Source organism: Thermoflexus sp., assembly GCF_040289485.1.
Lineage (GTDB): Bacteria > Chloroflexota > Anaerolineae > Thermoflexales > Thermoflexaceae > Thermoflexus.
Window position 1 is genome coordinate 1 of record NZ_PSLG01000070.1, and the last position, 10,210, is coordinate 10,210.

Sequence of the window (10,210 nt, forward strand, 5' to 3'; positions counted from 1 at the left end):
GGAAAGCTTCGTGGCTGAAATGGCTGATAATAAAAATGTCAGCTGTTGTCAACCCCACGGGATCCGCATTGGTCCCTCCGGCCCAGGACGTTTCACTGGAATTCGATGCCGGGTTGCCCGCCGCGTGACGACGCGGCGGGGGGCGCCACCATCATCGCGGATCTTCCCGTCCGTGGCCAGCCCGCCGTTCCTGCGGCGAGGATCTGGAGGGGCGGTTTCGCAGCCGGACCGATCTCGGTTATCCTTAAGCCGGCGCCGCCAGCGGGCAGGCGGCGAACCGTTGGCTTCTGGAGCCGGAGATGCCTCGCTTATCCGATCCAGGCCAGCACGGTCGCTGAGGTCCTGCCGCCGGGGGCCACTGCCTACGGGCCGGCGGAGGGCCAGGTGTCCTCTGACGGGCGGACCGTGTGGTTCGTGGCCCGACGGCCGCTCCATACCGACGAATCCTTTATTCGGCGGAGGCGGCGGCGCCCGGGCGCTGGCCGGCCGTGGGTGGATGCGGTGTCCCTACTGCGGCACCGAGATCTTCCTGGCCTGATGGGACGGGTGTTGGGAGGCGGCCGATGGCGGTGCGGGCGCGGACGCTGAAGGAGGCGCTGAACCTGTTCGATCCGAAGGTGCCCCTGGCCGGTCGGGCCCTGGCCCAGTATTACGTGGAGCGGCCCGACGCCCCCACCCACGAGCTGAAGGCCTACCTGGAGGCCATGGAGGAGCCGGTGAAAGTCCTCTTCTCCGGCCATCGGGGCAGCGGCAAGAGCACCGAGTTGAACCGGCTGGCCGATCTGCTCAAAGGCCGGTTCTTTATCGTCTCCTTCTCCGTCCTGGAGATCCTCAACCTCGCGGACCTCACCTACGTGGATCTGATCCTGGCCATCGCCCTGCGGCTGCTCCAGCAGGCCACCGACGAGCGGCTCCTGAAAGGGCGGAAGCGGGGGCTGGTCGGCCCGGGGCTGCTGGAGGAGCTTTACCGCTGGCTGACCCATGAGATCGTGGAGGAGGAGACGGTCCGCCCGGCCCGGGAGGCTTCGGCCGAGGCCGCCCTCAACCTTTTGGCCCTGCGGCTGGAGGGCCGGGTCAAGACCGAGAGCAGCACCCGCCGCATGGTCCGTGAGCGGGCGGAGCTGCGCCTGTTCGAACTGGTCTCCCGGACCAACCGGCTGATCGAGGAGATCCGGGCCAACGCGCGGCGGCGGGTGCTGGTGATCGTGGAGGACCTGGACAAACTCGCCTTTGAGCGGGCCCTGGGGCTCTTCTTAAATCACGCCGCCTTGCTGACAGAACTGCAGGCCCACATCCTCTTCACGTTCCCCATCACCCTGCGTTACGCCCGCGAGTTCCTCCAGATCCGCAGCCACTTCAGCGAGCGCTTCCTGGTTCCCACTGTGATGATCCACGACCGCGAGGGCCGGCTGCGGCCCGAGGGCTATCAATTCATGAAGGCCATCGTGGAGCGCCGCGTGGAGCCCTACCTGATCGACGCCGAGGCGGTGGACCTGGCGGTCCGGATGAGCGGCGGCCTGCCCCTCACCTTGGTCCAGTTGGTGCAATCGGCGATCCTCCACGCCATGGCGGCGGGGCAGGACCGGGTGGGCTTGGCCCAGATGCGCAGCGCGGTGGTTCAGTTGCGGAACGATTATCGGGGGACCCTCCGGCCGGAGGACTACGGGGAGTTGCGGAACGTCCATCGGACGCGCACCTTCGTTAACAGCGAGCGCGCCCGGGAGTTCCTGGCCAACTTGAGCCTCCTGGAATACAACGACGGGGAGCCGTGGTGCGATGTCCACCCCATCCTGCTCCCCCTCCTGGAGGCCACGGGAGATTCCCCTTCGGGCGCGCTTCCCTCTTCGAACGTCGCCTGAGGCCATCGGATCGCCGGCAGTCAGCCGTTCAGGCGGTAGCCGTGGCGACGGACGGTCTGGATCCAGCGAGGGCGTTTGGGGTCGGTCTCCATCTTTTGGCGGAGGTTCCAGATATACCAACGGAGGGCCTGCAGGGAGCCCTCCTTCGGCCCGCCCCAGATGGCCGTCAGCAGTTCCGGGATGGGGATCACCCGGCCGGCCCGTTCCGCCAGATACACCAGCAGGTTGTATTCGATGGGGGAAAGATCCAGGGGCTCGCCCCGCAGGCGCACCTGACGGCGCTCGCGGTCGATCACCAGATCCCCGCCGCCCAGTTCCAGCGGCGGCCGCGACGCGGGGGCGGCCGCCCGCACCCGCCGCAGGATGGCCTCCACCCGGGCCACCAGTTCCTCCACGGCGAAGGGCTTGACGATGTAGTCGTCACCCCCGAGGATGAGCCCCCGCACCCGGTCCGGGATCTCGTGCAGCGCGGTCAGGAAGAGAATGGGGACCGTCGACACACGGCGGATGCGGCGGCAGACCTCCCAGCCCTCCATGTCCGGGAGCAGCACGTCCAGGATCACCACATCGGGGCTGTGCATGTCGAAGAGCGAAAGCCCCTCCTGCCCGGTCCCCGCCCTCAGGACCGTATACCCGGCCTGCCGCAGGGCGTGGTGCAGCACCTGGCCGAGCAGCGCGTCATCATCGATCAGCAACACCGTCCCCTTCTCGCCCATTGGCACCATCCGCTCTCGCCCAGAATTTGCGTCAGACTGCGCTCTGTTCTGAGATTTTAGCCGAATCGTCCCCCAAACGTTCAGCGGCTCCATGGCGCACCTTATGGCCAATCATAGGGTTCATCGGGGAGGACCGGGCGGGGCCGGTGGGGGCGGGCGAAGAGGCGCACCAGCAGCCATCCGGCGACGAAGCCGCCGATGTGGGCCCACCAGCCGATGCCGCCCACCGACGGGCTGGCGGCGGTGATGGCCGCCACGCCGTTGATGAACTGGAGCAGGAACCACATCACCAACAGGAAGGCGGCCGGGACCTCGAAGAAGCCCAGGCCGAAGAAGAAATAGGGGGCCAACACCGTGACGCGGGCGCCCGGGTAGAGGACCAGATACGCCCCCAGCACGCCGGCGATGGCCCCGCTGGCTCCGATCAGCGGCACCCGCGAGCCGAAGAGCACCAGCGTCTGGATCAGCGCGGCGACCACCCCACACAACAGGTAGAAGAACAGATAGCGCAGATGGCCCAGGCGGTCCTCCACGTTGTCCCCGAACACCCATAGATACAGCATGTTGCCCAGGATGTGGGCCCACCCGCCGTGGAGGAACTGGCTGGTGATCAGGGTGACCAGCCAGAACGGATCCCCATGGCCCAACAGCGCGCCCCAGACCCGGACCGGCACTGCCCCCCAGGTAAACAGGAAGCGATCCAACAGGCGGGGGGGCATAGACAGTTCGAACAGGAACACCAGCAGGTTCAGCGCGATCAAGGTCCAGTTGATGATCGGGAACGTCCGGCTCCGCGGGCTGTCGTGGATCGGGATCACCGTCGCTTCTCCGTTCTCAAAGTCAAAAAGATTATACTCGGAAACCGCCTGCCCCGGGACATCGGGTGCGGGCCCCTCCCCTCTTCCCTCAATCGAAAAGATCGCCTGGGAGGTCCAGGGCTTGGGCCATGGCCTTCAACTGGCGGTGGCACTCCCGGAGAGCCTGGACGATGCGGGCCCGGTCGGCGGGCCTGCCGTGGGAGGCGGCTCGGAGCGCCTCCACGGCCGCGGTGAGGTGGATGAGGGCGGCGTGCAGGGTGTCCTCCGGGGAGAGGGGTGCGCTGGCCCGGGCGAAGGGGGGGAGGGGTTGCTGGGCCGGCCCGAGGCCCAGGGCCCCGCGGACCTGGAGCAGGATCTCCTGGAAGACAGCCGTGTCCTGGACGAAGTTACGGGTGGCGTCGATGACAAGGGTGGGCCCCTCGTAGGCGGCGAAGAAGCCCTCGTAGGCGAGGCGGAGCCGCTCGATGTAAGCGCGGTCCATCCCGCGCTCGTAGGGACGATCCCGCAGGGCGATGCGGGCCATCAGGGTGTCGGTGTCGGCCCGCAGATAGAGGACGAGGGTGGGCTGGGGGATCTTCTCCGCCAGGGCCGCGTGGAGCCGCTCGTAGAGGGCCAGTTCATCCCCCTCCAGGTTCAGGTGGGCGAAGAGGCGATCCTTGGCGAAGGTGTAATCGCTCACCACCGGCTCGCGCTCGAGGCGGGCGAGGAGCTCACGGTGCTGACGGTAGCGGCTGAGGAGGAAGAAGATCTGGGTCGGGAAGGCGTAGCGCGCGCGATCCCGGTAGAAGTGGGGGAGGAAAGGGTTCTCCTCGAACTGTTCGAGGACCAGGGCGGCGCCCAACGCGGGGGCCAGCATGCGGGCGAGGGTGGTCTTGCCCACACCGATCACCCCTTCAACGGCCAGGAACCAGTGGGGCATGCCTTCTCCCTTCCTGGAAAATCCAATGGCGCCTCCCGATCCTGCGCTCCATTATACTGAAGGCATAGCCCGCGGCGGCACCGGCCGAGGGAGAAACGCGGCGATGTGGCGGATCGCCCTTTCCGATCGCTCCGTCCCGGGGCGCTGGCCGGGGGCGGTTTTCCGGCTGGCGGAGCGGGCGGGGATCGGGGCGGTGGTGTTGCACGACGAGGAGTTGGTTCCCGCCCGGAGACGGTGGCCGTGGACGCGGGAGGACGCCGGCCTCTGGCGGGGGGTCTCCCAGAGGGCCGAGGTGCTGGATTACACCCGAGGGCGGCTGCATCGGTTGCGCCTGGAACGCCTCCAGGCTGGCCTGCGCCTGGCCGCCTGGGGGTTGTCCCCAAGGCCTCCCCATGCGGTTCCGGAGCCGGGGACGATCCTGCGCTATACGCTCACGGCGGCGGCCGCCGCGGCCTTCCTGGGCGCTCGTGGGCTCCTCCTGGAGGGGCTCGCCGCCTGGGAGCCGGAGGCCGTCGCTCCGTTTCTGCAGGCACTCCTCCCTCCCCTCGGGGGCCTGCGCCGGATGCTGCTGGTCCAGGTCCCCCTCCGGGATCTCACTTTATGGAAGGAAATCCAGGCCATGGCCGCTTTCCCCATCCGGCCCTGGGCCGCCCTGGACCTGATGGGGGAGCCTCCGGAGGGCTTCCCGGAGGTGTGGGACGCCATGGGGATCCATGTGCGGATGCTCATGCTTTCGGCGACCCCATCGATCCTGGAATGGTGGGTTCGGGAGGGGGCCGAGGGCCTGCGCCGCGTCGGGTTCGCCGGGCTCCTCAGCGTGACCGTCCCTGCCTCCACGATGGAAGAGGCGTTGCGGGCGCTGACCGCGCTGCGTCCGCCGGGGGAGGGGCGGGGTTAAAGCCCTCGTGTGCCGGTCCGCCGGGCGACCGCCTCCAGGGCCCGGAAGGCGAGGTCCCGGGTGAGGGGATCCAGATCGGGGTCGAAGGCCAGCGCCCGCAGGGCGGGCAGCGCCTCCACATCCCCCACGCGGGCGAGGGCCAGGAGGGCCGCCCGACGGACGGGGACATCGCCCCGTTCCAGGGCCTGCTGGAGGACCTGTCGGGCGGAGCCCATTCCAACGGCCTCCCCCTCCCGCACTGCCCACTCGATGAGCCATCCCTGTTGTTCCAGGGCCAGTGGCCGAAGGTCGGGGGGAGGGGGCTGGCGTTGTTTCTCCCACAGCTCCAGGGCATCCAGGGCGGCAGAGCGGACCAGCCATTCGGGGTCCTCGCGGGCGCGTTGCTCGATACAGGCCTTCGCCCATGGCTCTGGGAGGCGGGCGAGGGCGAAGAGGGCGGCGCGGCGGACCCGCCAGTCGGCTTCCTCGGTGGCCTCTTGGAGGATCTGAGGCCCCTCCGGGTAGGCCAGCAGGGCTTCGGCCGCCAGGCGCCGCAGGGGCTCCTCCGCCTCCAGGAGCAGGCGGATCAGCCGCTGCATCGCGGCCTCTGTCCGATGGTCCCCCAGCGCCCGGACGGCGGCCGCCCGGACCTCCGGATGGGGGTCGGCGAGGGCGCCTTCCAAGAAGGGAAGGTCGTTCGTCCGTCCCAGCCATCCCAGCCCCCGGGCGGCGGCCGCGCGGATCTCCGGATCGGCGTGGCGCAGGGCCCGGTGCAGCAGGATGGGGACGCCCGGATCGCCGGTCTGGATCAGCGCCCCGACCAGGCGCTGGCGGAGAAGCGGCGGGAGGCCCGGCTGGAGGAAGGCCCGCCCCAGGGCGGCCAGGACCTGGGGTCGCCATGGGGCCTGGGGCGAGGCCGCCGCCGCCCAGCGAGCCATCCGCAGCAAGCGCGAGCGGAAGGCGTCGTCCGGCGCTGTCAGCGCGCGTTCGATCAGCCCACCGAGGGGGCCCAGGGCGGCGTAGAAGGTGAGCACCGCTTCCCAGTTGGGGTCGTCGAGGTGGGACAGCAAGGCAGCGCTATCCCCCGACTGGGCCAGGGCCCACGCGGCGAGGTAGGCTTGGAGGAGAGGGTGGCGGAAGTGGCCGCGCTCGGCGTCGATGGGCACGATCGGCCGGCCAGGGGCGGTGAGGGCCTCGATGGCCTGATCCACACGGCGCTGGTTCCCCGGCCCGAAGAGGTCTGGGTCGGCCCGGGCGAGGGCCCGCTCCAGATCCTCCAGGGTGATCAAGAACCGTTCCTCCTCCAGCAACTGCAGGGCCAGTTGTCCCAAGAGCAGCCGGGCCGCCGGAGGGGTGAGGGGGGTTCTCTCGGCGATCCCGCGCAGCAGCCTTTCGACGATCTGGTCGTAGAGGGTGGGGTCGCCCGGGCGGCCCCCGCGCAGAACAACGGCGGCGGCGACATCCGCAGGGCGATGGCCAAGCGGGTCGGTTCTTCCCCACGCCGGGGGCTGCTCGGCGCTTGCTGAGGCCCCCGCGACCTGGGACCAGCGCTCCAGGAAGGCGCGGACGGCGGGCTCGGTCCACGGGGCCAATGGCAGCGGGACGAACCCGAGTTCTTCCACGTCGCGGGTGGCTTCGCCGTCGCCGGCGAGCACAACGGTCAGGGCGGGATACGCTTCCAGCAACCGCCCCAGCCAGCGCAGGAGTTCCGGGCGCCGGGGCGAGGGCACGGCGTCGAGTTCGTCGAGGAGCAGGAGGAGAGTCCCGCTCCGCAAGGACGGCCGGATCAGGACGTCCAGCCGCGGGCGCAGGATCAGCGGGACCATGGATTTGAGCAGGTCGAGGAGGGGGATCTCGGGCGGCGCCATCGGTTCGACGGCGAGCAGGGGGAGCCGGACATACACCGGGAGCCCGGCCGTCGATTCGGCGTCCAGGCGGCCGGCCAGGGCTTCCTGGGCCAGCCAGGCCAGGGCGCTGGTGCGGCCGCTCCCGGGCGGCCCGTAAAGGAAAAGGCGCCGGGCGGCCTGGAGGGCCCGACGGAGGGACAGCGGCGTCTCGGCCGGCGGCTCCTCCAGATGCAATCGCGGGACGGGCGGCGGGGGGAGCACTGCGGGCTCGATCAGGCACTGGGCCAGGCGGGGATCCAGGGCGGACCAGGCGACCCAGCGAGGCCACTGTTCGGCCAGCCAGCGGCGATATTGCAACTCCGTGGTAAGGAAGAAGCGCTGGCGCGCCCGGGCCACCCGTTCCGCCATGGTCGCGCGCAACGTCTGGAGCGGGCGTCGGCCGATGGAGAGCAGACCGACGGCGAGGAGCGCCAGGGCCGCGCCGATCAGCGCGGAGAGGGGATCGAAGCGCCAGGCGCCGAAGACGCTCACGGCTGGCCTCCTTGGCGGCGGATCTGCCCGGGAAAGGGGACCCTGCGCCCGCCGCCCTCATTCCGTGGGGGAAAGCTCATCAGGCCCGACCAGCCGATAGCCGATCCCCCGTTCCGTGCGGATGAAGAGGGGGTGTTCCGGATCCGGCTCGATCTTCTGGCGGAGATACCAGATATACAGTTTGAGATAGCTCCGGTCCTGGGTATGCTCCTCCCCCCACACCTCCCGTAGCAGGAACTCGTGGGTCAAGGGGCGGCCGGGGAATCGAGCCATGGTGGCCAAGAGCCGGAACTCGGTGGGCGTGAGTTCCACCGGGCGGCCGTCCACGCGCACCTCCTGGGTGATCATGTTCACGTAGAGGCGGCCGTTGTCGTAGATGCCTCGGGAGGCGGCGGCCTCGTAGCGGCGCAGCACGGCCTGGACGCGGGCGAGCAACTGGCGCGGCCCGAAGGGTTTGACCAGGTAATCGTCGGCCCCGCCCTCCAGGCCCCGCACGATATCCGACTCCGCGCCCAGGGCGCTGATGATGATCACGGGCGTGTCCCCGGCGGCGCGGATCTCCCGCAGGACCTCCCAGCCGTCCATGCCCGGCAGCATGAGGTCCAGGAGCACCAGGTTGGGGGTTTCGGTGCGCAGGAGCCGTAGGCCTTCGGAGCCGTTGTGGGCGATGGAGACCAGATAGGCGGCCCGCTCCAGTTGCCAGGCCAGGAAGCGGGCCAGTTCCGCATCATCTTCAATGATCAAGATCTTCTTCAACGCTGCGCCCCCTTTGCGATCATGGCCCGGCGGCGGATCCCCGTCAGCCCGGACCGCGCGGAGGAAGAGCCTTGTCTTTATTTTAGGGGGAGTCCCCCGTTCGGTCCAGCCGGTGCCGGCTACTCCCAGCGGCGCAGATCGAGCAGCCGCGGGCTGCCCGGCGGGAGGTCCTCGGGGGAGACGGGGATCACCTCAGCCTGGAAGCGCAGCCCCTCGCGGATCGCTTCACGGAGGCGGTGGCGGATCGTCTCCACATCGGCGAGGCCTTCACGAAGGACCACCCGGAAGGTCAAGGTGTCGACGTGGGCCTGGCGGTCGATGAGCGCCTGATAGGCCACCACCTCAGGGAAGCGGGCGAAGATCGCTTCCATCTGGCGGGGGTGGAGGAACATCCCGCGCACCTTGACGGCCTCGCCGGCCCGGCCCAGGATCCCAGCCAGGCGGGGGGTGGGGCGGCCACATGGGCACGGCTCCTCGAGCCAGCGCGAGAGGTCTCCGGTGCCAAAGCGGATGAGCGCGTAAACCGGATGGGAGAGGGTCACCACCACCTCGCCGACCTCGCCCAGAGGGACCGGCTCCCCGGTCTGGGGATCGCAGATCTCGATGTAGGCGTCCTCGGGCACGTGGAGGCCGGCTTCGTGTTCGCACTCGTAGCCCAGGCAGCCGCACTCTGCGGTCCCATAGCCCTGGCGCACCACCAGCCCGAAGCGTTGCAGGTCCTGGCGCAGGGAGGGGGGCAGTGGCTCGGCCGTGACGAAAGCCTTGCGCAGGGCGAGGTCCCGCTGGGGGTCCCAGCCGGCGCCCTGGGCCCGCTCCAGGAGGTTATACAGGTAACTCGGCAGGCCGATATAGGCCGTGATCCGCAGGGCCCGCAGGGCCTGCAACTGGAGATCCTGCTGGCCGATGCCGCCGGGGACGGCGGGGCAGCCAAGGACTTTCAGGGCCTCCTCGAACATAGCGCCGGCCGGGGTCAGGTGATACGAGAAGGCGATCAGGACCCGGTCTCCGCGCTCGAAGCCGGCGGCGCGCAGGGCGGGCGCCCAACGCCAGGGATCCGGAACCGCGGGCTCAGGCTCGTAGAGGGGGCCGGGGGACTGGAAGATCCGGCGCAGGCGCTCCATCGGCCCCGTCAGCATTCCCCCGAAGGGAGGGTCCGCCTGCTGACGTTGCAGGAGGTCGTCCTTCCGCAGCACCGGGAGCCGGGACAGATCCCCCGGAGTTTGGAGAGCGCGGGGGCGCAAATCAGCCGCCTCCATCCGGGCGCGGAACCCGGGGGCGGATCGATAGGCCCGTCGGATCGCCCGATACACCTTGGGGAACAAGCGTTCCTGATAGGCACGGACCAGGTCCATAGGGCCTTCCCCCTGGGACCGCGGGGGGCTCCCCCCTCGCCCGCCGCGGGGGCTGGGAAAAGAGGGAGCCCCGGATCTTCACTTGCGGAACTCTCCCTCAAAAGTTACCACCCGCTCGCCCGCCGGGGTCCGGAAGATCGCGGTTCCCTCCGCCGCCCGGATCCCGAAGGCGTAATCCCCGATGCCCTCCCACCAGGCCTTGACCACGGCGCCCGGGGTGAGCCCCATCTCCTTCAGTTTATGTCCCGAAGTCACCGCCAGGTTGGTAGCAACCACCCGGGAGGAGAGGAAGAAGGTCACCCGGAGCTCATTGGTGGTCCGGGGCGGGATGCTCATGTCTTCGTCCACCAGGGGGGCGTGGACGGAGAAGTAAGCGCTTTGGCCGTCTTTCTTGGCCTCCAATTGGGCGGTGAACTTGAGTTGATCCAAGGTGACGGTCACATCGTTCGGGTTCTCGATCTTGAAAATGTAAGCTAGGCCGAGAGGAAGGTCCGGGGTCGGGGGCGGCGGGGCGGGGGTCGGCATGGGCGTGCCG

At 69.5% G+C, this 10,210-nt stretch carries 9 protein-coding genes; 2 read left to right on the forward strand and 7 right to left on the reverse strand.

Features of this window, described 5'->3' with window-relative positions; genetic code table 11:
- The first annotated feature begins 563 nt into the window (after nucleotides 1–563).
- The gene (locus tag C4313_RS09905) at nucleotides 564–1,859 is read left to right on the forward strand and encodes a hypothetical protein (protein WP_352429702.1); all 1,296 of its coding nucleotides are present in this window, start codon (nucleotides 564–566) and stop codon (nucleotides 1,857–1,859) included.
- Between the two features lie 20 nt (nucleotides 1,860–1,879).
- Here C4313_RS09905 and C4313_RS09910 read toward each other — a convergent pair whose 3' ends face one another.
- From C4313_RS09910 to C4313_RS09920, 3 genes are all read right to left on the reverse strand, one after another.
- Nucleotides 1,880–2,575, reverse strand: coding sequence for a response regulator transcription factor (locus C4313_RS09910; protein ID WP_352429703.1), 696 nt, complete (start codon nucleotides 2,573–2,575; stop codon nucleotides 1,880–1,882).
- 101 nt (nucleotides 2,576–2,676) lie between these two features.
- Nucleotides 2,677–3,393: a rhomboid family intramembrane serine protease gene (locus tag C4313_RS09915; protein WP_352429704.1), complete on the reverse strand. Its 717-nt coding sequence runs from the start codon at nucleotides 3,391–3,393 to the stop codon at nucleotides 2,677–2,679.
- An 88-nt stretch (nucleotides 3,394–3,481) separates the two neighbouring features.
- On the reverse strand, nucleotides 3,482–4,312 hold the full coding sequence (locus C4313_RS09920) for a deoxynucleoside kinase (RefSeq protein ID WP_352429705.1): 831 nt from the start codon (nucleotides 4,310–4,312) through the stop codon (nucleotides 3,482–3,484).
- A gap of 103 nt (nucleotides 4,313–4,415) precedes the next feature.
- Between C4313_RS09920 and C4313_RS09925 the strand changes: the two genes are divergently transcribed.
- The gene (locus C4313_RS09925) at nucleotides 4,416–5,210 is read left to right on the forward strand and encodes a hypothetical protein (protein WP_352429706.1); all 795 of its coding nucleotides are present in this window, start codon (nucleotides 4,416–4,418) and stop codon (nucleotides 5,208–5,210) included.
- Here the strand turns inward: C4313_RS09925 and C4313_RS09930 are convergent.
- The 4 genes from C4313_RS09930 to C4313_RS09945 form a co-directional block, all read right to left on the reverse strand.
- Nucleotides 5,207–7,567 (reverse strand): HEAT repeat domain-containing protein, encoded by a 2,361-nt coding sequence (locus C4313_RS09930; protein ID WP_352429707.1) that lies wholly within the window; start codon nucleotides 7,565–7,567, stop codon nucleotides 5,207–5,209. The two genes, C4313_RS09925 and C4313_RS09930, sit on opposite strands and share 4 nt — an antisense overlap.
- A 57-nt stretch (nucleotides 7,568–7,624) precedes the next feature.
- Nucleotides 7,625–8,323, reverse strand: a complete 699-nt coding sequence (locus tag C4313_RS09935; RefSeq protein ID WP_352429708.1) for a response regulator transcription factor — start codon at nucleotides 8,321–8,323, stop codon at nucleotides 7,625–7,627.
- A gap of 119 nt (nucleotides 8,324–8,442) precedes the next feature.
- Complete coding sequence (locus C4313_RS09940) at nucleotides 8,443–9,675, reverse strand: phenylacetate--CoA ligase family protein (protein ID WP_352429709.1); 1,233 nt, start codon at nucleotides 9,673–9,675, stop codon at nucleotides 8,443–8,445.
- A gap of 78 nt (nucleotides 9,676–9,753) precedes the next feature.
- A partial coding sequence (locus tag C4313_RS09945) for a hypothetical protein (protein ID WP_352429710.1) occupies nucleotides 9,754–10,210 on the reverse strand: 457 nt, incomplete at its 5' end.

What these genes read in the sequence shown, in the direction of transcription:
- C4313_RS09920 (WP_352429705.1), bottom strand. Translation starts at nt 4,312, where the DNA reads ATGCCCCACTGGTTCCTGGCCGTTGAAGGGGTGATCGGTGTGGGCAAG.
- C4313_RS09940 (WP_352429709.1), bottom strand. Translation starts at nt 9,675, where the DNA reads ATGGACCTGGTCCGTGCCTATCAGGAACGCTTGTTCCCCAAGGTGTAT.
- C4313_RS09905 (WP_352429702.1), top strand. Translation starts at nt 564, where the DNA reads ATGGCGGTGCGGGCGCGGACGCTGAAGGAGGCGCTGAACCTGTTCGAT.
- C4313_RS09925 (WP_352429706.1), top strand. Translation starts at nt 4,416, where the DNA reads ATGTGGCGGATCGCCCTTTCCGATCGCTCCGTCCCGGGGCGCTGGCCG.
- C4313_RS09910 (WP_352429703.1), bottom strand. Translation starts at nt 2,575, where the DNA reads ATGGGCGAGAAGGGGACGGTGTTGCTGATCGATGATGACGCGCTGCTC.